Source organism: Ralstonia pickettii, assembly GCF_000607165.1.
In the GTDB taxonomy this organism is placed as follows: Bacteria; Pseudomonadota; Gammaproteobacteria; order Burkholderiales; family Burkholderiaceae; genus Ralstonia; species Ralstonia holmesii.
Map to the genome: position 1 here is coordinate 1 of NZ_JFZG01000028.1, position 20,259 is coordinate 20,259.

Sequence of the window (20,259 nt, forward strand, 5' to 3'; positions counted from 1 at the left end):
GCGCAGTGGTTCAGATTCTCCTGAGCCACTCACAAACACCAGTGCTCGCGCACAAGGACGGCCACGGCAACCGTAAAGAGGGTGGTCAGCGCTGCTGCCAGAATCTCTGGCTCTCGAAGGCTGCACTCTTTCCGGTCGTCACGTCTCAGTCATGTCGTGCTGACTTGGGGGCCGCTGCGAATAATCGACTGCGAATACTCGGTCATTAAGAGCCACGGCGCTCAAATTGCCTTCAGCCTTTTTCCGGCGCGCCGTTCAGCCGCCTTCCCCGGGGCAGCTAGCGGAGAACTATCACGCCGCCCATAGGCGGAGATAAGACCCATCGGGATCGTATTCAGCGGCCTGCTTGCGGGCATTGAACCGCCTGCCGCCACGTGGGTCTGTGCCGCGCCCCGCGATATACAACCAATTGCCCTGATTGCTGTAGACGTCGTAGTCAACGAGTTGCGATTCGAACCACGCGGCACCCGCGCGCCAGTCGCCTTTCAGATCATGCACGAGGTAGCTGGCGACCACCTGCCTGAGCCTGTTACTAAGGTACCCGGTGGCCTCCAGTTCGCGCATCGCGGCATCGACAAGCGGTTCTCCGGTCGATGCACGACGCCAGCGCTCGAAGCCCTGGGCATCGAGGCGCTCGGCGTGCTGCGGTTCATCGGCGAGACCACGTGCCCAGTACAGTCGCGCCCCATGCTGAAGATGCAGGAAGCGGAAGTAGTCTCGCCACAGCAACTCGAACCACAACCAATAGCTGCCGTCACTCTTGCCGTGCAACTGTTCGAACTGCTGCAGCTCCGCCATCACGCGTCGCGGCGATAACGCACCGCTGGCCAGCCACGCAGACCATTTGCTTGAGAAGTCCAGCCCAGCCAAGGCGTTGCGCGTGCGCTTGTACGTATGAGGCAGCTTGCGCTGCAGGTAATTGGCCAGATGCTGAAGGCCTGCCGTCTCACCTCCATCAAACTCCGGCCTGCCATACGGAAACGACGAGCGCGAATCCGCCGACGCGATTTCAGCTGCATCGGGAGCGGGCGCACGCGCCAGGCCCGGCGGAATGACGAGGCCAAATGGCCGTGGCGGAAGATAAGCCGGCGGCGGCAGCGGCTGCGAAGGTTGGATCTGCGCTTGTTCGATCGCTTGCCTGAACGTTGTGAACACACGCGGCAGCAATTGAACGGGCCAAGGCAGGCCAAGCGGATCCATCAGACTGCTCTGCCAGACGGTCTGCACGTGCAGCCCCGCACTTCGCAGTTCGGCCACGTCTGCCTGCTCGTATGGTGCGGCGATGTCTTCGCAAAACACAGCCGCGGCGCCCATAGCGTGCGCCAATGCGGGCAGGACCTTTCCAGGCGGGCCGCAGCACTCGACCAGCGGGTTGCCGAGATCGGCCAACTGGCGCCTCAAGTCCCGGACAGCTGCAGCAAGCACGGCCCGGCGGTGCACACCCACGCGTGCAAAACCCCAGGGCGTCAGGTCGTCGTAATCTGCATGGCAGTACACCGGTACGAGGTGCCTGGCCCCGCTCTCGCACGCTGCACGCAGTGCCGGCTGATCATGCAGCCGTAGATCGTTACGGAACCAGAACAGGACGGTACTCAACGCGCTTCTCCAACGCGTGCCTTGCCTTGCGCGGCTTCCCTGCGGCAACGCTCGGAGCAATACTTGACCGCCTCCCAGTCCCTTGCCCACTTCTTGCGCCAGGTGAATGGCAAGCCGCAGTGCACGCAGTGCTTGCTCGGCAAATTCAGCTTCTTGTGCATCGACGGATTTACAAGTCGAGACTGAGCTGCGAATACGTAGCCCCATTCCCACGGGGGGCGTCAACACGATCGCGGCGCAGGCGGGAGGCATGCCTCTTCACGATCGCGTCATTGGCGGCGCGAACCTCCGGCCGGGCGCGCAACGCATGAATGCGCATCTTGGCGTGCCGCGTTGCCGCCTCAAGATCGACCAGCGGAACAGGGATGTCTTCGCCAACCCGCACACCACAGCGGGTCTGAACATCGGGCGGCATGCGCCACGGCTGCAAGAGCCACGCATCGGGCACGCGGCGCAGGGCTGGCAGCCAGCGCCGGACAAACCGGCCGTGGGGGTCCTGGTCTTGCGCCTGCTTGATCGGGTTGTAGACCCGCGTGGTGTTGATGCCGGTGGTGCCGGCTTGCATCTGCATCTGGCTCCAGTGGATTCCCGGCTCGTAGTCGATGAACTGGCGGGCCAGCCAAAGGCCCACCGGCCGCCAGTGCAGCCATAACGGGTAGGAAGCAACCGAGACGAGCATGGCCCGCATGCGAAAGTTGATCCAACCGGTTTCCCCCAGCATGGCCACACAGGCATCCACCATCGGCCAGCCGGTACGCCCCGCTACAAGGGCGGCAAAGTGGCCCGCGTTCCATCCTGCTTCGCGCAGGCCGTCGTAGCCGCGGTGCACATTGCGGAACTCGATGGCGGGTTCAGATTCCAGTTTCTGGATGAAGTGGCAATGCCAATGCAGGCGACTGACAAACGCGGACAGCCCTTTACGCTGCCACACCGCATCGTCGTCTGTGTTGCCCTTGAGTTGGAGCAGGCGTTGCTCTGTGCCCTGCACCACTTCACGCAGGCTCAGGCATCCGTATGCCAAATAAGGGGAAAAACGCGAGCATGCGCTTGGCGCCGTCAAAGGTGAGGAGATGCCGCCTCGATAGTGGCGGCTTCGCTCAGACAGGAATTCGCGCAGTACCTCAGCGCCGCGTGCTCGTCCGCCGCGCTGGCGGCGCGGTGGCGAAGATGCATCCAGGCCAAGTGCCTCGCACCCGGGCCAATCCATCGTCTTCCATGGCAAAGCGACATTACTCAGGCTGCCCGCTTCGGGCGCAGCCACGCGCGGCGCGTACATGTGTTCGGCCCAGCGGTCGTGCCAGACGTCCCGGGTGGGCAAGCGCCGCACCACCCCATGCTGCGGCCACTCGCGCCAAGTGACGCCCTGATCGACACACCAACGGGCGACGGCCTTGTCGCGCGCAAATGTATGACCGTTGCCCGTCTCTTCGTGAGACACCAAGTGACTGAAAGGCACCGCCGCATGCAGCCGCCCGAATACCTCCGTCACTTCACCCACGGCGACCTGCAGCCGTGCCCCGCATGCACGCAGCTGCTGCGCGAGATCCTGCAAGCATTCCTGGATAAAGAGATAGTGCTGCGATGCGGCGTCGGGCTGAGCCCAGAGGCTTGGCTCGATGACGTACAGACACAAGACCTTTCCCTGGCGGGCGGCATGGACAAGCGGAGCATGGTCGTGCACCCGCAGGTCACGCTTGAACCAGACGACGGTGTAGCTCATTGGACTTCGGTGGCTTACAGCACAACTTGATCACGTCGCCCGAGTATAAGAACCACGGACCCGCTATGGACGACTGACCGGGCCAGCAGAGCCCGAATTTCCAACACATTCCCGATTCAGCCAGCCTGGCACGCCGTAGAAAATCCGTTTCACGGCCCTGTATTGCACAGCTGCATGGCGCGCTCAGGCGCTGGCCACGAAGCGCGCCACATCGGAAAGCACAGGCCCCAGAAACTGCAGCGGCGAAGCCAGCGCGGCCACGATCGTTTTGTGGTCCAGCCGTGGATAGACCTTGAGTTCCACCGGGTGCCGATACTCCATCAGGCGTTCAGCGAGTGACAGCGTATTTCGCCGGACATCCACGTATGCATCGTGCTCCCCCGTTAGCAGCAACGCTGGAGGCAGCCACCCCTGGCTTACGTGGAACACCGGCTGGCTATCCGGTGTTTCGTTCGGGTGGTTGAACACGGGCAACACATCGGCCGCTTGAATCGGCAGGAAGTTGTAGGGGCCGGCCATACCGATCCAGCCCGACAGCGTTTCGATGCGCAGACCCTGCGCTTCGAGCCAGCGGCTATCGGTTGCCACCATCGCAGCGTTGTAGGCGCCCGCGCTATGCCCCGCAACGAACAAGCGCGAGCCGGCATGGCCCTGCCGATCCAGCCAACGCCGTGCGAAGGCCGTGGCGGCTGCGCAGTCCAGCAGGAAGTCTGGGTAGCGCACCTCCGGATACAGCCTGTAGTCGGCAACCATCGCAATCGCCCCGGTTGCGGCCAATGCTTCACCCACGAATGCGTAATCCTTGCGGTCACCCTCGCGCCACGACCCGCCGTAGAAGAACACAACCGCACGGGGCGGCCCTTCCATCGGCCGGACGGGTCGATAAATGTCCAATCTCTGGCGCGGGTGTGGGCCGTAGGCCAGCCCCAGCGTCGGCACGCTTGCGTCGGACTTGGTCACTGCGTTGAGCACATCCAGGGCAGAACACCCTGCGAGGCTCGCCAACGCGGCTGCCATCCATGCTCGGCGGGTCACACCACGCATCGACTTCCTCCTTGCAGCCAAAAGAATACCGGGCAAACGCACGGGTAGCGGTCAACGCCGCCCATGCTCGATGAGATAGGAATCAAGTGCAGGCACATACAGGTTGATGTCAAGACAGAGCGCTCGAAGATATACGCACACCCGTGCGCGTTGGATGCAGTGCCCAGGATGGTTCGCAAAAACGTGGTCGCACAGCTGGCCAACCCGCGCACGCGCCTATCTGTGGCGCTAGCGCTCGAGCAGGGCCGCATGAATCTGCACGGCTGGGTCTATGACATAGAAACGGGCAGCATCGATGCGCTGGATGGCGCAACACGCCGCTTTGTGGCGTTGGCTGAATCCCCCACCACGGTGGCGGTCACGTCGCGCAACCTGCGGCAGGTCCGACGAAGATGACCGAGAGCCTTCGGGCACCGGTCGCTACCCGGCTATGCGCTGCGGGCGCGATGCCCGCCGCTGGAGTCATGCTGCGGGGCGCCGGGTAGCGGGATGTCTCGCGCGCCCCAACAGGCAATCCAATGCCGCTTCCAGATGCGGAAAGCGAAACAGATAGCCGGCCTCCATGGCCCGCCTGGGCTGCAGGTGTTGGCTGCCCAGCAGCAACACTGACATTTCGCCCAGCGCCATCCGCAATGTCCAAGCGGGAACAGGCAAGAACATCGGCCGGCGCAGCGTAGCCGCCAGCCTGCCGGCAAAGTCCGCGTTGCTGACAAGATGCGGCGCACATGCATTGAAGGCGCCCTTGCAATCGGTGCGGTGCAAGAGAAAATCGATCAGGCCCACCACGTCGTCAAGATGGATCCACGGCATCCACTGCTGGCCGTTGCCGAGTCGCCCACCCAGTCCCATGCTGAACGGCAGACGCAGTCTGGGCAACATGCCGCCATCGCTCGCAAGCACGGGCGCCGTGCGCAGCAAGACGACGCGCATGCCCAGCCCTTCCGCACGGCGGGCTTCCTCCTCCCATGCGACGCACAGCTGACTGCCGAAGTCGTGCTCGCCAGGGGGGCTGGCTTCATCCAACGGCTCCTGCCCTCGATCTCCGTACCAGCCGGCGGCGGATCCGGAAACAAGCACGCTAGGGCGCTTCTCGCAGCGGCCCAGCCAATCCACGAGTTCCCGTGTCAGGTCAACCCGGCTGCGCCATAGCACCTTCCGCCGTTGAACCGTCCATGGGCGATCGGCAATCGGCGCGCCCGCCAGATTGATCACCGCATCAAATGGCGCGGCACCATCCAGCTCACGCAGCGTTGCGACACCGCGTGCACCCGCACACAGCCGAGCCACCCGTTCAGGCGAGCGGCTCCAGACAACCAGATCGTGGCCCTGCGCACGCCACTGGCGGCAAAGCGCGCGCCCGATCAATCCGGTGCCGCCAGTCAACAAGATGCGCATGATGGGTTGATCTCCTGATTGCAGTTGAGCCGTGCGGGCCGCCGCATCCGTCATAGCGCTTCAAGCCGCGCGCGCACCTCGGCCGCACGCATGCGTAGTGCATCGCGCTCCTCGGTGTCCATCTTGGCGAGTTGCCGATACACCATGGCCAGGCGCGGATTGCGGCCGAACACGTCAATATGACGTGCGAAGAAATCCCAGTACAACGCGTTGTAAGGGCATGCGCGCTCTCCGACACGCTGCTTGCTGTCGTAGTGGCAGCCCTTGCAGTAATCGCTCATGCGCGAAAGGTAAGCGGCACTGCTGACATACGGCTTGGTGGCAATGCGTCCGCCGTCTGCCCACTGGCTCATGCCCACCGTGTTCGGCAGCTCCACCCATTCGAATGCGTCGATATACACACCGAGATACCAGCGGTGCACCTCGTCGGGTGAGAGTCCTGCCAGCAAGGCGAAGTTGCCGATCACCATGAGGCGTTGAATGTGATGGGCGTGAGCGGTTTGCAGCGACTGGCCAATCGCCAATTGCAGGCAGCGCATCTGGGTCTTTCCATTCCAGAACCACGATGGCAGCGGCGCATCATGGTTCAGCACGTTGTACGACGCGTATCCGGGCATCTGCGCCCAATAGATGCCGCGTACATATTCCCTCCAGCCCAGGATCTGACGGATGAACCCCTCCACTGCTGGCAACGGCGCCCTGCCATGCCGATACGCTGCCTCTGCCCGGTCGATCACCTCGCGCGGATTCAGCATCTTCACGTTGAGGGAAAAAGACAGCAGCGAGTGGAATAGCCGCTGGTGGCTGCTGCTCATGGCGTCTTCGAAATCGCCAAAGTGCGGCAGCGTCTGTTCGATAAATGCGTCAAGGCAAGCCAGCGCTTCCGTGCGGTTCACAGGCCACCGAAACTCACTGGCCCGCGGGTCGCCGAACGATTTCACGCCGCTGCGTTCCACGGTGCGCCACAACGCTTGGTGGTCATGCACGGGGCGCGCGTCGGCAGGTTCGGGGGGCGTGCCGCGCCACGGCTTGCGGTTGTCATGATCGAAATTCCATTGCCCGCTCTCCGGCCCACCTGTGTCGTCGAGCAGCACGTTGAAGCGGCGGCGCATCTCTCGATAGAACCGCTCCATCAGCCACTGCTTGCGGCCTGCAAACATGGCGGCCAGGTCATGCCTGCCCGTGAGGAAGTGTTCGGTGTCGACTTCGCACGTGGATAGCGACTGCGCTTCGGCCCATTCGCGCAACTGTGCATCCACGCGCCACTCGTCCGGGGATTGCCACTCCACCCGCTCGGCGCCGTAGTGTCCGGCCAGCGCGGCGAGATTCTCGGTCAGGGACTGGCGGTTGCTTTCATCGTCGATCGCCACATAGCGCACGCGGTGGCCGCCGGCTCTCAGCCCCTGTGCAAAGTCGCGCATGGCTGCAAAGATGGCGAGGATCTTTTGCGCGTGGTGCAGCACGTAGTCGGTTTCTTGCCGCACCTCCATCAGCACGTAAACCACGTCGTGGTCCACATGCGCAAACCAGGAATGCTGCGGGTTGAGCTGATCGCCCAGCACCAGCCGGAGCGTCTTCGCACGCTGGTTCATGTCATTGCTCTCGGGAACATGGCGCCACGGTCTTGCGCCTCGTACTCGCCCTTGGTGTGGTGCATGCGCCCTCGCTGCTACTGAGACGGGTCCTGCCGCTCATGGGGCACGGAAATCAGCGCGGACGTATCGATGCCGAGCGCACGCGCACGCGCAAAGATCGCCTCACGCTGTGCGGGGTCGAGATGCTTGTCTCGTGTCAGCACCCAGCAGTAGCTGCGGTCAGGCCCGACAACCAAGGCCCAGCGATAAGCTGGATCAAGCGCCGCCACGTGATAGCCGCCGTAGAACGGGCCGAAGAATGACACCTTCAGCGAACCGGTATCGTGCTCGCCCACGAACAGCGCTTTGCCCACGGCCTCGCGCCATTCGCCCTTGGCAGGATCAAAGCCACGGTTGACCACGCGAACGCTGCCATCGGGTTGGGGCTGATACATGGCCGACACATCGGTCAGGCCCCGCTCGAACGAATGATCGAGCCTGGCTTGCTCGTACCAGCGCCCCTGATAGCGCTGAAGATCAAACGGCGTGACGGCCGTGATGCCTTCGGGCGGGCTCGTCGGCGCACAGCCTGCCAGGAATGCCCCTGCAAGCAACGGTGCCAACCAGTGCAGGCGCGCGCGCACCGCGCGCAATGAAGCGGCCCGCAGAACAACGCCGCTCCGCTTGAACACGCCCCCACCATGCAGCCTTACGCGCTTCGCGAATTGAAATGCAGTTGTCAACACATCTGCCATCCAAGTCCCCTTAGAGTGAATGCCGCTCCTTGCGACATGAAACGCTGTACAACGCAGCGCGTCAACGGAATGCAGCAGAACAAGCGGCTCATTTCCGCCAATGAACATGGTTTGAGTTGGCATATCCGCTTACGCCGCCTCAACCCCAGTGTTGCTCAGCGGTGCCAATCGTGAGCAGGTTTTGCATCAAGAAAACTTTGTGCCAGCGTTTCCGCGTCACGCGCTCCGTCAGTAGACTTTGGAAGCGGACACTTCACCGCTTGACCTACATGTACGCACGCCCTCGCGATATGCCTGCCCAACGCATTCACGCCGTCCGAGCCCTGATCCTCACGCTTTGCACGCTTATGAGCGTTGGAGCGTGGGCGGACTGCCGCGATACGGTGCCCGCCCCGCAACTCTCCGGCAAGGGTGCCCTGTGCCTTTTCGGGTTCTGCCTCTACGATGCGCAGCTATGGAGCGCAGAACTCCCACCCAGCTATGACGCGCCCTTTGCCTTGGAGGTGACGTATCGGCGCGCGATCGAACGGAGCCGGCTCATCGAGACCGCCATCGACGAAATTCGCAGGCTCCAGGCGCCCGTTCCGTCCGACAACACCCTCGCGCAATGGCAGCGTGCAATGACCCCCGCTTTCCCTGACGTCAGGCCGGGCGACACCTTGTGCGGTGTGTATCTGCCCGGACGCGGTGCACGCTTCTACGCCAATGGACAACTGACGACCGAGGTGGACGATCCCGCCTTTGCGCGTGCCTTCTTCGATATCTGGCTGGCACCCGGCACGCGCGCCCCGTCCCTGCGTCGTCACCTCCTGGGCAAGTCACGTTGATGCGCGCACGGCTAGTTGGCATCTCCCGGCGACTGGAAGCCCGGTTGCCCGATCTGGCTCGGCACTTGCGGCACCCGCCGGAAACGCGAAATGTCATAACCCATCGCGTCGAAACGGCTCAATGCTGCGCGATAGTCGGCATCGCTCATGTTGGGGTCGCGCGAGAACACCCAGCCGAGGCTCTTGTCTGGATAGCCGAGCAGCGTCACCCGGTATTCCGGGTCGACATACAGCGTCAGCTGCGAGACGTAGATGGGCCAGAACAACCGCACGCGCCACTCGCCGCCACCGCTCCCGTCCACCACCGAATCAACGAACTGCATGCGTTTGAACGGTGCATCGAAACTGCCTGGCCGGTAGACATAGGCATCGTCAATACGGCCATCGGGCCGCAGGGACCATTCGGCATAGCTGCCGACATTGCCGCGCTCACCAAAGTACGGAATGTTGGCGATGACATACCAGCGCCCCATGTAGCGCGGCAGATCAACCGGTACCGTCTTCAGCGGCACGGCAGCCCTCGGGTTGGGATTCGGGGGCGGGCTGGAGCAGGCAGCGCTGGCGATGGCCAGCGTGAACACCGCCAAACGACGTGCCCAACCTGACGCGGTGAGCCAACGGTGGCCTCTTTGATGCGTTCTCATCGTGCTCTCCTCTATACGGTAGCCGGACAAGCCGGCTGGTTTGTCTGTGTGTTGAGTGCCGCGCGCGATGCCGCGTGGGTCGGCATCGTTTTTGTCGCCGTATTGCTCGCGCTTCATCTGCGGCAGGCCCGCCAGCCGTACCAGGAATGGCGGCTGGTGGTGTGGGTGGTGGTGCTCGCGGCGCCGTGGGAGACGCTCCTGATACGCTCCGGGCTCATCGCCTATCCGCACGGGGCCGTGTGGGCCGGGTTCGTACCGCCCTGGCTGCTGGCGCTGTGGGTACTGTTCGCGATCCAAGTGAATATCCTCTTTCGTTGGCTGCGCGGCAGGTGGTGGCTGGCGATGGTGCTGGGAGCCATTGCCGGCCCGCTGTCGTTTCGCGCGGGGGCAGCGCTTGGGGCGGCGCACATCCCCGGTATGGCCGCCACGCTGGGCGTGCTGGCCGTCGGTTGGGGGATATGGATGCCGCTATTGGTATGGATGGGTGAGCGCAGCGACGGAACGGGCATCCCGCGCTGACTGCTGCCGCCCTTCCTAGCGCTTGACGAACCGGTAATGCGCCACGCCCCACTCGTTGCCGCCGGCATAGCCGAACAAGCTCGATACCGCCAGATAGAACATGCGCCACCGCTGAAACCACACGGCGGCCTGGCGCTCGCCATACGTCTGCACGAACACCGGCATCAACCGGTCACGGGCCGCGTCAAGATTGGCCAGCCAATGGTCCGCCGTGCGCGCGTAGTGCACGCCGCTGACCCACCAGTGACGCGCCACACGCAGGTCTTCCTGGAAATGCAGCAGCAGCGCTTCCGATGGCATGGTGCCGCCGGTGAAGAAGTACTTCGACATCCAGTCGGTGCCGTCCTGCACCTGAAAGTGATACGCCAGCGTGCGATGCGCAAAGATGTGCACGAACAGCACCGCATCCGGGCGCATCCACCGCGCGATCTTGCCCAGCAACAGGCCGTAGTTCTTCATGTGCTCGAACATTTCGATCGACACCACACGGTCAAAGCGGCCGCCGTCGGGCATCTCTGCAAATTCGAAATCGACGATGTTTCCCGTGTGCACGCTGAGGTTCGTCAGCCCGCGCTCGGCCGCACGGGCCTCGATCCAGCTACGCTGACCGCGCGAATTCGACAACGCCACAATGCGTGCGTTGGGATAGCGCTTGGCCATCCATAGCGACAGCGATCCCCAGCCGCAGCCCAGGTCGAGAATGCACTGGCCGTCGGCCAGGCCGGCGCGTTCGGCATAGCAGGCAAACATGGCCTCTTCTGCCTCGGCCAGCGTTTCATTACCGCTCGGATACAGGGCGCAGGAGTACTTCAACTGCGGGCCCAGATGGGCCTCGAAGAATGCGGGCGGCAATTCATAGTGCTGCGTATTGGCCGCGTCGGTCTCGATTGCAATGGGGCTGGCGCGCAACTCATCCAGCAGCGCGTTGAAGCGTCGCGAACGCAGTTCGCCGTCATGAAGGCCTTCGTCTTGCAAACGCTGGCGCATGAGGGCGCGCATGCCAGCACGCACCAGCGAATCCGGCAGCCATCCTCGCTCACAGCACTGGATGAGCCAGCCTTCGCGTGCATCGGCCGCGGCCTGCGGCGGTAGGGTCGGCGTGGACAGCGCAGTCATGTCGGGGCTCCTTGGGTCTGTATGTCGTCTGTACATCAGTGGCGCGGCGGCCAGGGGATCAACACGCTCGTTGTGCGGGCGTATTCGGCATAGTCGTCACGCGTGGCACGCATATGGGCTTCGAGCATGGGAACGCCCGAGACCTTCACGAGCAGCCACGCCATGGCCACAGGTGGCAACAGCGTGAGCCATGCCCACGGCGTGCCGATCGCCAACGGTACGTAGGCCAGCCAGTGCACGCATTCAAAGAAATAGTTCGGGTGCCGCGAATAGCGCCACAGCCCCACTCGGCAGGTCTTGCCCCGGTTGACCGGGTCCGCCGCAAAACTGCGCAGCTGCCTGTCGGCCAGGGCTTCGCCCGTCACCGCAATCAGCCACAGGGCCACAGCGGCCGCCATGGCAAGGGCACTCGGTGAATCCGGCCGGTAGCTCGGCACGGCAAACGCGATCGACAGAAACATCGATACCGCCGCCTGCAACTGGAAGAAGCCAAACATGTTTCGCGGTGCGGCGCTGCCCCACTCCTCGCGCAACTTGCGGTAGCGCGCGTCCTCCGGCTTGCCGGCATTGCGCCGCCACAGGTGCCAGCCAAGGCGCGCTCCCCACACTGCGCCTCCTACGCCGACCAGCACACGTGCGGGCAACGACCCCGCACCCAGCCACGCGTAAAGCAATGCCACCATGCCCAGCGAGAACGCCCAGACCGGATCGACCATGCCGGCGTTCCCACTGCGAAGCTGCCACGCCCATACGGCGCTGAACACCGCCACCAGAAACACCAGCGCAACGAGCGCGACGCCAATCGCCGACATGCTCAGCCCCGCTCGAGCAGAAACTGCGACACGCCGATCCTGCCCTCGTCAAAGCCGGCCTCGCAGTAAGCGAAGTAGAGCCGCCAGATGCGGATGAAGGGCTCGTCGAATCCGAGTGCACGCGCAGATTCCAACCGGGCTTCGAAACGCTGGCTCCAGCGGCGCAGTGTCTCTGCGTAGTCGCGGCCGAAGTCGAGGCGGTCGACCACACGCAAGCCGTACTGTTCCGCCAGCTTGATAAAGCGCTCCCGGCTGGGCAACATGCCGCCCGGGAAGATGAACTGCTGGATGAAATCGGTGCCGGCGCGGTAGCGCTCGAAGTGGGCCTCGTCGATGGTGATGCTCTGCACCAGGGCCCGCCCGCCATGGCGCAGGCAGCGCACCAGCGTCTGAAAGTAGGTCGACCAATAAGACTCGCCCACCGCCTCAAACATCTCGATGGAGGCGATGGCGTCGTAAGCACCATCCAGGTCCCGGTAGTCGCGCAGTTCAACGTGGGCCCGTGGCTCGTCGGCCAGGCGCTCAGCCGTGTAGCGGCGCTGTTCTTCCGAGAGCGTGATGCCGTGCACATGCGCACCGCGCGCGCAGGCCATCTCCATCAGGCCGCCCCATCCGCAGCCGATCTCCAGCACTTCCATGCCGGGCCCCACCCTGAGCAGATCGCACACGCGCCGGTACTTGGCGGCCTGTGCGTCTGCCAAACCCTGGCGCAGGTTGCCGTTGAACCATGCAGACGAATACGCCATGCCCTCGTCCAGCCACAGTCGATAGAAATCGTTACCGAGGTCGTAATGCAAGTGGATATTGCGGCGGCTGCCGCGGCGGCTGTTCCGGCGCAGCAGGTGGCGCAAGCGAAGGACGGAACGCGCCAGCGCATTACCGAAGATCGCCTGATCGAGCGTGGCGGCGTTGACGATGGCCAGGCGCAGCAGGTTTGGCAGGTTGCCCGTGTCGATCCATCCGTCGCGATACGCCTCGGCAAAACCCACATCGCCGCTGCGCAGGATGCGCCCGCAGGCGCGCCAGTCGGTGATGCGCAGATCCGCCGCCAGCGACGACGCGGCATCGCCGATCTGCACATCGCCATCGGGCGTGACAAGGTGAAGGAAGCCGTGCCGCAGCCGACCGGCCAGCGCCAAGAACAGGCGGCCGGCCGCAGGAACATGAGGCGGCACCCAGGCCAGGGAGCGCGAGGCTGTCATCGGGAATTCTCCGGAGAAGTTCTGTCGTGGGCATCACGGCCAAGGAACGGCACGCCCTTGAGCCACAAGCGCAGAGCCTGCCAGTGGATGCGGCCGATGACCTGCAGCGCAAGCAACGGCTGCTTCAGCAATGCACGGCGCAGATGAGCCGCATCGAACGGCTGCAGCCGTCCGCCGATGGCGGTATGCAGCAAGAGGCCGTCTTGGTCGTGATAATCGATGCGCACCAGCGCTGTTGCCGCCGTCTCGGTAAAGCGGAACCGGTAACCACCCTCGACCCTGCAAAAGGGTGAGACATGCAACTGCTTAAGGCACGTCAGCACGGTTTGTGCGCCGATGGCTCCGCCGTCCTGTGCGCACAGCAGGTAGCTGTGGTGCTGCCCAAAGGTGTTGTTGACCTCGGCCAGCACCGCGCGCAGCGTGCCGGCCGCGTCGTGGCAATACCAAAACGAGACGGGGTTGAACATCCAGCCGGCAATGCGCGGAAAGGTCTGCAACCAGACCTCGCCATCGGCAGGCAAACCCGCGCTGCTCAGCACGCCGCGTATCCAGGCGAGCAAATCCGTGCCGTCTCGCGGGCCATAGTCACGCACGCGCAAAGACAGCGGCCGCAGGCAGTCCACGCCAAACCATGCGCCCGTCAGGCGCCCCAGCGCCGAGAGCTTCACGCGCACGGCAAACACCGGGTAGACAAAGCGGTTGGCCACCGGCCGCAGGCGGCGGTGCATGACCTGGCCGACAAGAAGTTGCGCGTCGCCATTCATGACGCCACCTTTGCCCATGCGGGGGCGCAGCCGAAGTCCGCCACCACGCGCAGGGCAGACTTCAGCCCGTCTTCGTGGAACCCGTATCCCGTCCAGGCGCCCGCGAACCAGGTGTGGCCGCGACCTTGCAGCGCCGGCAAACGAGCCTGCGCGTCGATGGCAGGCTGATCGAACACCGGGTGCTCGTATGTGAAGCGCTGATACTCCAGCTCGGGCGCCGGCGGGTCGGACGGATTCAAGGTCACGACCACCGGCGACGACACCGGCAGCGGCTGCAGCTGGTTCAGCAGATAACTGACGCACGGCGCCCCCCCGGTTGTGCCAGCCTGCGAGGCATCGAGATAATTCCACGCCGACCACACGCGCCGCCGACGCGGCAGCAGACGCGTATCGCGGTGCAGGAAGGCCGTGTTTGGCTGATAGCGGAATGCGCCCAACACGGCGCGCTCGTCGTCCGTGGCATCGTCGAGCAATTGCAGCGTCTGCGGCGCATGCGTGGCGAGCACCACGGCGTCATAGCGCTCGCTGCCGGAGTCGGTCCGCACGTCGACATGGTCCGCCGCACGGCGGATGCCGCGTACCGGCGTGCCGACTCGCACGTCTGCCAGCCCGCGCGCAATCGCGTGGACGTAGCTGCGTGCCCCGCCTTTGACGGTGCGCCAACGCGGCCGGTTGAAGACCTGCAGCAAGCCGTGGTTCAGGCAAAACCGCAGGAAGGTTTCCGCGGGGAACGCCAGGATGTCGCGGCTGGGCGTGGACCAGATTGCCGCCGCCATCGGCAACAGATAGTGCGCACAGAACGGCTCGCCATAGCGGCCGGCGGCGAGCAGCGCGCCCAGGCTATGGCGCTCATTGCGCGCCACCGCCAGGTTGGCGTGCGCTTGCCGGTTGAAGCGCAGGATGTCGCTCAGCATCGACAGGAACCGCGCCGACACCAGGTTGCGCGGCTGCGCAAAGACCGTGCTCAGGCTGGTGCCGGCCCACTCCAGCGCACCACCGTCTACCGATACGCTGAACGACATGTCGCTCTCACAATGGGCGACGCCAATCTCGTCAAACAGCGCGATCAGGTTCGGATACGTGCGTGCGTTGAATACGAGAAAACCGGTATCGACGCCGAAGACCTGACCGCCCTCCTCGATGTCGACCGTATTCGTATGTCCGCCAAGCCGTGGTGCGGCCTCGAACAGCGTCACGGCGTGCCGCTTCGCAAGAAAATGCGCTGCCGCCAGCCCGGAAATGCCGGAGCCAACCACGGCAATGCGCTTTGCAGGAAACTGAAGAATCTTCAAGGCGATGTCTCTTCGGGTGGCTGGGCGCTCATCCGCCGTGGCGGCCGGGCAGCAGCGCAAGAAACTCGCGCCGCAGGCTGGGATCGGTCAGGAACACGCCGCGCATCACGCTGCTCACCATGCGCGACCCGTCATCCTTCGTGCCGCGCCAGTGCATGCAGTAGTGTTCCGCCTCCAACACGACCGCCAGGCCGTCGGGCGCCATGCGGTCTTCCAGCAAGTCGGCAATCTGCTTGATGGCTTCTTCCTGGATCTGGGGGCGGCTCATGACCCAATCGATCAGCCGGGCATATTTGGACAGCCCGATCAGTTGCGAGTCTTTGCGTGGCATGACGCCGACCCACGCACGCCCCATCACCGGGCAAAGGTGGTGCGAGCAGGCGCTGCGCACGCGCAACGGGCCCACCACCATGAGTTCGTTGAGCCGCTCCGCATTCGGAAATGCCGTCACCTCGGGCGCTTCGACATAGCGCCCGGCAAACACCTCGCGGACAAACATCTTGGCCACGCGGCGAGCCGTCTCCCGACTGTTGTGGTCTTGCTCGACATCGATGACGAGCGCGCGCAGCACAGCCTGCAGGCGCTCCTCAACCTCGGCCTGGAGCAGATCGAGCTCGCCGTCGCGCAGGTAGGCGGCGATGTTGTCATTGGCGTGAAAGCGGTGGCCGGCACTCATCAGCCGCTCCCGAATCCGGACAGAAAGCGGCACGCTGCCAGCCGCCCCGGCAAATCCGGGCGGATCTAAAGTCAGTTTCATTGAAGTTGCCTCCGAAAATCGGCGGTGCGCTCACCGCCCATGCCGCCTCAGGCGAGTTGACGAGCGAGGACGATAGGACGCATACGCTACCTATACGCAGCTAACTCGCAGGTGGATTCAGCGTCTCGGCCCGAATGGCGAATTCCATCGCGTCTTCGAGCATCAACCGCGCGCGGTTGGCGACATCCCCAAGATGGCGGTGCAGTTGTTCGTCGAGCGCCGACCGCACCGCGCAGCCGTCGCTGAAACGCTCGAACGCGTCGAGCTGGCGGATCAGCCCGACAAGATGCCGGGGGCACTCGCAGGCAATCGTCTGGGATGCGTTGGCGAAGATTTCCAGCTGGCGGTCCGAAAACCGGCGCGCATTGCGCCGCAACGGTTCGAGCTTTCCGTAGACCGCGTCGACGCGCACGAGCTGCGCCAGCTCTTGCAGGACCTGATCGAGTTCGCCGTGTGCGTTGGGCTCCCGATACAGCCGCACGCCGGCCGCGCGCAGCATGTCGGTGGCGCGAACCGTGCCGAAGCTGTAGATCACGCCCACGGCACTGGCACCCGAACGCCGCGCTGCCGCCAATACAGCTTCCGCCGTCTCCGGATGCAGGGACGCGGCCTCCACGATCAATGCGTCTGCGTGCGGCAACTGCTCAAGCGGGGTCTCACCGTCGAGTGCGGGCAGCGCAATGACAGGCTCGATCCCCAGCGACGCGAGCGTGCTCTTTCTGCGCCGGACACGCTCCGCCAGCAACGCACCACAGACCGCAAGCGAAATTGCCGCGGTGGATGGCACCGGCGCCGACGTTTCAGCGGCCTGGGAGGTTTCCAGCAACTGCTGGAGTTCGGCACTGTCGGCATGCGCAATGGCACCGATCGCGTGCCCCTGATTGACGAGCGAGCGCAGCAGGATCAGGCGCTTGACGTCTTCGCTCGAATACAACCGCTGGCCCGATACCGATTTGGCGGGCGAAATCACGCCATAGCGCTGTTCCCACACGCGGAGGGTAGATACAGGCATCTTGGCCATGCGGGCGGCCGTTCCGCTTCGGTACATCGGGGCCGCGTTGTCTTCGTGTGGCACGTGCGTCTCCATGCAAGAGCTGCTTTGCTGACATGAAACGCTGTGCCGCCAACATCGTCAATGAAATGAAGCGCAAAACGCGCTTCTTGCGCGTGCATGAGTCGGAATTGAGTCGAAATTCCAGGGCGGGCCAACACGTTGCAAAGGCCGCCACATCGGCATGCTCCCGCCGTACCGCTCCGGCGGGAGTCGTTTTCTCGTTACGAAGCGCGTGCCGTCAGCCACTGGTTCGGTTGCAGCGGCGCGCCGACAATCCGCATCTCCCCAAGGCTGCCGAAGAACCCATTGCCCATGCTGCCGCCGTATTGCGCGCAGCCGATCGCCATCTGCTGGGTGCTCGCCACATAGCGGATGCCGTCCATCCCGCTGTTGTTTCGCAGGATGGGGGCGCCTTCTACATACATCGTCGTGCTGCCCTTCCCATCATTAACGATGGCCACGTGCAGCCACTGCCCCGCAGAGACACCGCCCGACCAGCACGCCAGGTTCTCGGTGTTGTCGGTCGGGATGACCTCCCACTGGAACTCCATCAGGTTGGAAAACGCGAACATCGCCATCGTGTCGCCCTGGTCGACATCGCCCGGCCACGTCACGCCAGTGGCTGCGCTGCGTGCGCCAAGCCGATAGAGAATGCCCATCCACGCGTTGTTCTGCGCAGTCCAGGCCGAGTCGATCTTCACGAAGGCCTCGATGGTGTAGCCATTGGCAAACGTTTGCACATTCAGCGCCGAAGTGGGGTCTGTCGTGAAATACGAAGACCTCGTCTGGTTGGCGTTCTTGAACTGCAGGCTGCCCGGCGCGGAAGACAGCGGGTGATGGTCTTTCGACCAGACCAGGTCGCCGGGTTGCCCGCCCATCCATGTGTTCAGCGAGATGGGATTCGTGCCCACCGTGGTATCGCCCGGCACGGACACATCCTTGATCTGGAAGCCCGGCTGATACGGAGACAGCGCCTCGCCTTCGGCAGCGGCTGTGTTGTAGAAGCGCCAGTGCGCCAGCGTGTTTGGCACCACCGGGTAGTCGTTCGGCCCGGACGCCGGCTTGCCCGCCTCCTGCGGCGGGTTGTGATAGTTCGCTAGAATCAGCCCCTTGGCGACGTCGGTCAGGCTGCCCGACACCGAGCCGGCTGCGGCCTTGAAGGTGGGATTGAAACCGGCAAAGCGCTTGGCAAAATCGATGTCGATCGAGAAGTGCTGGTTATCTGCCGTCAGCCATGCTGAGTCGAACTGATTCAGGCTCGCTTCCGGCTTGACCGGCACCCACGGCGAGAACGAACTGGCGATGATCTTGTTGTTCGTCAGGTCGAATTCGTACAAGCGCATCAGGCCATTGCCGCCCATATACGCCATCTGATAATCGACGACCATGAAGATGACGTCGTTGCCGGCGGCGTTTTTCTTCGTCATCTTGCACGAGCCGTGATAGTGACCGGAAACGGCCATGAAAATCTGATCGTTATTCTTGATCAGCTTGTCCCACAGGTAGTTCGAATACGCCGTATCGGCTGCCGTAACAGCGTCCGGGCCAATGCCCGCAAGCTGGTGGCAAATCAGGATGACCGGAATGCCGGGGTTCTTTGCGATGACCCAGTTGGCCCATGCAATCGCATCGTCCGAAGCGCGCCAAGACATCGACAGCACCAGGAACTGATTCCCTTCCGCCTGGAAGACGTGGTACTCGTGAAAGCCCGAGCCATGGCGGCCGCCGAAGGTTGGCTGCCGTTGTGCACGCGCGGTTGGGAACACCTTCAGATAGGGTTCCACCAGCCCTTGCCGGTGGCTGCCGCCGTCCTGGTATCCGTCGGTGTTATCGAAGCCGGAGACGCCAACGCCCCAGTCAGGCCCCCATTGCATCGACGAGCCGATAGCGCCGACATCGTGGTTGCCCGCGCAAATCGAATAGTTGCAGTTGGCCTTTTCCAGCACCTGCATTGCCTGGCTGGCCAATTCCCACTCTTTGGTCACCGTGCCGTTGCTGAGTTGGCTGTTGCCGAGCAGATCGGTACTCGTGCTCCACGGCGCCGAACCTTCAGAGGTGTAATACCAGGACTGGTCGACAATATCGCCAAGGTGTGTGGTAAATGCCAGTTTCAGCGCCTTTGCATTTTGGGCAATCCATTGCGTTTGCGCCTTGAATGGATTATCGAATTGCGGATTGATGGCTGGATAATTCTTTTGATACAACCCACCCATTTTTGCGGATGCATAGCGCGGATAAAATTGCGTATCCGGCAAGGCCGCCAGCGTAAATGACGACCCCAGCTTCGGCGTCGTCGTTCCGGTGCCCGGATCGCCCGCCCCTGGCGAGGTGCCCGTTGAGCTGGAACCCGTTGAGGCGTCCGGCGAATCCCCGCCACCGCACCCGCTCAGCACGCCCGACAGGCCGACCGCCGTCGAAGCCAGCATCATGCGCAGCAATTGCCGGCGCTTCAGTTCAGGAACCGCAGCCAGATCATCCAGCGTCAGCTGCTGTTGATCGGCCCCACTTTTCATTGACATGGTTCTCTCCGTTACGTTTTAGGCTACCCAGAAGACAAAGCGATTGCCGTCGCAATTCGCAGGGTTGGTCCAACGTTCGAAGGGAAATGAAAGTGACGCCCGAAAAATCGCAATTCTCATCGACACAGATCAACCGTACTGAGCCTCCGAGACAAAACATTCTCAAAAAGACTCAGATAGCGAATGCGTTCGATGCTCTTTTTATTGGCTGCGATTCATGAAATGAATCGGTCACATCGATTGGCACTCGCATGGTAGGAATGATGTGTGACAGGGGCGTTTCTTTAAGTCATGCAGATTCGATCGCGTTTGGATCAAATCGCAATTCAGTGCATAGGAATACCGCGCCTATTTGAATGCGGTGCGCGACGGCCCGATGCCGCACTGCCATGGGCTGCGCCGGCTCGCAGCAGCGTCCACAGCGGGCGATAAACGGGCGATCCTTGGTTGCCTCAACCGTGTTTGCAGGCGATGTCATCGAGCCCGACGCGACGCTCCGCCGAGCGGGTACATGGCTGCTGCAGCCCCGTGTACCCCGCGGGTGGGGATCGGGAAAACCCGCCCTTGACCACTAATATATCAATCCATAAATTCTGATATATCAAAAGACGTGCCCGGATTCCGCAGCCTCCTGCCGGGTCGACACGTCAAACAAAACTAGACGAGGAG

General features: G+C 63.3%; 19 protein-coding genes. 3 read left to right on the plus strand and 16 right to left on the minus strand.

Annotation, left to right across the window (positions count from 1 at the left end; genetic code table 11):
- Positions 1-291 precede the first annotated feature (291 nt).
- The 4 genes from BG83_RS0124795 to BG83_RS0124805 form a co-directional block, all read right to left on the minus strand.
- Entirely contained in the window at positions 292-1,596 is a 1,305-nt protein-coding gene (locus BG83_RS0124795) for a DASH family cryptochrome (protein WP_024979283.1), read from the minus strand.
- Positions 1,593-1,757, minus strand: coding sequence for a DUF2256 domain-containing protein (locus tag BG83_RS29945; protein ID WP_235193275.1), 165 nt, complete (start codon positions 1,755-1,757; stop codon positions 1,593-1,595). Before BG83_RS29945 ends, BG83_RS0124795 begins: the two co-directional genes overlap by 4 nt.
- Positions 1,758-1,765: 8 nt before the next feature.
- Complete coding sequence (locus tag BG83_RS0124800; protein ID WP_024979284.1) at positions 1,766-3,316, minus strand: cryptochrome/deoxyribodipyrimidine photo-lyase family protein; 1,551 nt, start codon at positions 3,314-3,316, stop codon at positions 1,766-1,768.
- A 183-nt stretch (positions 3,317-3,499) separates the two neighbouring features.
- Complete coding sequence (locus BG83_RS0124805; protein ID WP_024979285.1) at positions 3,500-4,360, minus strand: alpha/beta hydrolase; 861 nt, start codon at positions 4,358-4,360, stop codon at positions 3,500-3,502.
- 63 nt (positions 4,361-4,423) lie between these two features.
- Between BG83_RS0124805 and BG83_RS0124810 the strand changes: the two genes are divergently transcribed.
- The gene (locus tag BG83_RS0124810) at positions 4,424-4,756 is read left to right on the plus strand and encodes a carbonic anhydrase (RefSeq protein WP_152543758.1); all 333 of its coding nucleotides are present in this window, start codon (positions 4,424-4,426) and stop codon (positions 4,754-4,756) included.
- 66 nt (positions 4,757-4,822) lie between these two features.
- Here the strand turns inward: BG83_RS0124810 and BG83_RS0124815 are convergent, their stop codons facing one another.
- From BG83_RS0124815 to BG83_RS0124825, 3 genes are all read right to left on the minus strand, one after another.
- On the minus strand, positions 4,823-5,755 hold the full coding sequence (locus BG83_RS0124815; RefSeq protein ID WP_024979287.1) for a TIGR01777 family oxidoreductase: 933 nt from the start codon (positions 5,753-5,755) through the stop codon (positions 4,823-4,825).
- Positions 5,756-5,805: 50 nt separating this feature from the next.
- A complete protein-coding gene (locus BG83_RS0124820; protein ID WP_024979288.1) occupies positions 5,806-7,347 on the minus strand; it encodes a cryptochrome/photolyase family protein in 1,542 nt (513 codons plus the stop codon).
- 77 nt (positions 7,348-7,424) lie between these two features.
- Complete coding sequence (locus BG83_RS0124825; protein WP_152543759.1) at positions 7,425-8,084, minus strand: lipocalin family protein; 660 nt, start codon at positions 8,082-8,084, stop codon at positions 7,425-7,427.
- Positions 8,085-8,431: 347 nt separating this feature from the next.
- On the opposite strand from BG83_RS0124825, the gene BG83_RS0124830 reads away from it, so the two are divergent.
- The gene (locus BG83_RS0124830) at positions 8,432-8,911 is read left to right on the plus strand and encodes a chalcone isomerase family protein (RefSeq protein ID WP_037032481.1); all 480 of its coding nucleotides are present in this window, start codon (positions 8,432-8,434) and stop codon (positions 8,909-8,911) included.
- Positions 8,912-8,922: 11 nt separating this feature from the next.
- Here the strand turns inward: BG83_RS0124830 and BG83_RS0124835 are convergent, their stop codons facing one another.
- Complete coding sequence (locus BG83_RS0124835; protein ID WP_200869070.1) at positions 8,923-9,555, minus strand: lipocalin family protein; 633 nt, start codon at positions 9,553-9,555, stop codon at positions 8,923-8,925.
- Here BG83_RS0124835 and BG83_RS0124840 point away from each other — a divergent pair.
- On the plus strand, positions 9,544-10,074 hold the full coding sequence (locus BG83_RS0124840; protein WP_024979292.1) for a DUF2878 domain-containing protein: 531 nt from the start codon (positions 9,544-9,546) through the stop codon (positions 10,072-10,074). The two genes, BG83_RS0124835 and BG83_RS0124840, sit on opposite strands and share 12 nt — an antisense overlap.
- A gap of 15 nt (positions 10,075-10,089) precedes the next feature.
- On the opposite strand, the gene BG83_RS0124845 is transcribed toward BG83_RS0124840, so the two are convergent.
- The 8 genes from BG83_RS0124845 to BG83_RS0124880 all read right to left on the minus strand — a co-directional run bounded on the left by BG83_RS0124845 (position 10,090) and on the right by BG83_RS0124880 (position 19,590).
- Positions 10,090-11,190, minus strand: a complete 1,101-nt coding sequence (locus tag BG83_RS0124845; protein ID WP_024979293.1) for an SAM-dependent methyltransferase — start codon at positions 11,188-11,190, stop codon at positions 10,090-10,092.
- A 35-nt stretch (positions 11,191-11,225) separates the two neighbouring features.
- Complete coding sequence (locus BG83_RS0124850) at positions 11,226-12,002, minus strand: DUF1295 domain-containing protein (protein ID WP_024979294.1); 777 nt, start codon at positions 12,000-12,002, stop codon at positions 11,226-11,228.
- A gap of 2 nt (positions 12,003-12,004) precedes the next feature.
- On the minus strand, positions 12,005-13,204 hold the full coding sequence (locus BG83_RS0124855; protein WP_024979295.1) for an SAM-dependent methyltransferase: 1,200 nt from the start codon (positions 13,202-13,204) through the stop codon (positions 12,005-12,007).
- Positions 13,201-13,968 carry a DUF1365 domain-containing protein gene (locus BG83_RS0124860; RefSeq protein WP_024979296.1) on the minus strand — a complete coding sequence of 256 codons (768 nt, stop codon included), beginning with the start codon at positions 13,966-13,968 and terminating at the stop codon, positions 13,201-13,203. Before BG83_RS0124860 ends, BG83_RS0124855 begins: the two co-directional genes overlap by 4 nt.
- Positions 13,965-15,260 (minus strand): NAD(P)/FAD-dependent oxidoreductase, encoded by a 1,296-nt coding sequence (locus BG83_RS0124865; protein WP_024979297.1) that lies wholly within the window; start codon positions 15,258-15,260, stop codon positions 13,965-13,967. The genes BG83_RS0124860 and BG83_RS0124865 overlap by 4 nt, the downstream gene beginning before the upstream one ends.
- A gap of 28 nt (positions 15,261-15,288) precedes the next feature.
- The gene (gene folE, locus BG83_RS0124870) at positions 15,289-16,017 is read right to left on the minus strand and encodes a GTP cyclohydrolase I (protein ID WP_024979298.1); all 729 of its coding nucleotides are present in this window, start codon (positions 16,015-16,017) and stop codon (positions 15,289-15,291) included.
- A gap of 100 nt (positions 16,018-16,117) precedes the next feature.
- Positions 16,118-17,092 (minus strand): MerR family transcriptional regulator, encoded by a 975-nt coding sequence (locus BG83_RS0124875; protein ID WP_235193276.1) that lies wholly within the window; start codon positions 17,090-17,092, stop codon positions 16,118-16,120.
- A 200-nt stretch (positions 17,093-17,292) separates the two neighbouring features.
- Positions 17,293-19,590, minus strand: a complete 2,298-nt coding sequence (locus tag BG83_RS0124880; RefSeq protein ID WP_235193277.1) for a LamG-like jellyroll fold domain-containing protein — start codon at positions 19,588-19,590, stop codon at positions 17,293-17,295.
- Positions 19,591-20,259 lie beyond the last annotated feature (669 nt).

Bases quoted from the DNA above. Each gene is read 5' to 3' on its own strand.
- BG83_RS29945 (WP_235193275.1), bottom strand. From the start codon at position 1,757: ATGCACAAGAAGCTGAATTTGCCGAGCAAGCACTGCGTGCACTGCGGC.
- BG83_RS0124800 (WP_024979284.1), bottom strand. From the start codon at position 3,316: ATGAGCTACACCGTCGTCTGGTTCAAGCGTGACCTGCGGGTGCACGAC.
- BG83_RS0124805 (WP_024979285.1), bottom strand. From the start codon at position 4,360: ATGCGTGGTGTGACCCGCCGAGCATGGATGGCAGCCGCGTTGGCGAGC.
- BG83_RS0124810 (WP_152543758.1), top strand. From the start codon at position 4,424: ATGCTCGATGAGATAGGAATCAAGTGCAGGCACATACAGGTTGATGTC.
- BG83_RS0124815 (WP_024979287.1), bottom strand. From the start codon at position 5,755: ATGCGCATCTTGTTGACTGGCGGCACCGGATTGATCGGGCGCGCGCTT.
- BG83_RS0124820 (WP_024979288.1), bottom strand. From the start codon at position 7,347: ATGAACCAGCGTGCGAAGACGCTCCGGCTGGTGCTGGGCGATCAGCTC.
- BG83_RS0124825 (WP_152543759.1), bottom strand. From the start codon at position 8,084: ATGGCAGATGTGTTGACAACTGCATTTCAATTCGCGAAGCGCGTAAGG.
- BG83_RS0124830 (WP_037032481.1), top strand. From the start codon at position 8,432: ATGAGCGTTGGAGCGTGGGCGGACTGCCGCGATACGGTGCCCGCCCCG.
- BG83_RS0124840 (WP_024979292.1), top strand. From the start codon at position 9,544: ATGCGTTCTCATCGTGCTCTCCTCTATACGGTAGCCGGACAAGCCGGC.
- BG83_RS0124835 (WP_200869070.1), bottom strand. From the start codon at position 9,555: ATGAGAACGCATCAAAGAGGCCACCGTTGGCTCACCGCGTCAGGTTGG.
- BG83_RS0124845 (WP_024979293.1), bottom strand. From the start codon at position 11,190: ATGACTGCGCTGTCCACGCCGACCCTACCGCCGCAGGCCGCGGCCGAT.
- BG83_RS0124850 (WP_024979294.1), bottom strand. From the start codon at position 12,002: ATGTCGGCGATTGGCGTCGCGCTCGTTGCGCTGGTGTTTCTGGTGGCG.
- BG83_RS0124855 (WP_024979295.1), bottom strand. From the start codon at position 13,204: ATGACAGCCTCGCGCTCCCTGGCCTGGGTGCCGCCTCATGTTCCTGCG.
- BG83_RS0124860 (WP_024979296.1), bottom strand. From the start codon at position 13,968: ATGAATGGCGACGCGCAACTTCTTGTCGGCCAGGTCATGCACCGCCGC.
- folE (WP_024979298.1), bottom strand. From the start codon at position 16,017: ATGAAACTGACTTTAGATCCGCCCGGATTTGCCGGGGCGGCTGGCAGC.
- BG83_RS0124880 (WP_235193277.1), bottom strand. From the start codon at position 19,590: ATGTCAATGAAAAGTGGGGCCGATCAACAGCAGCTGACGCTGGATGAT.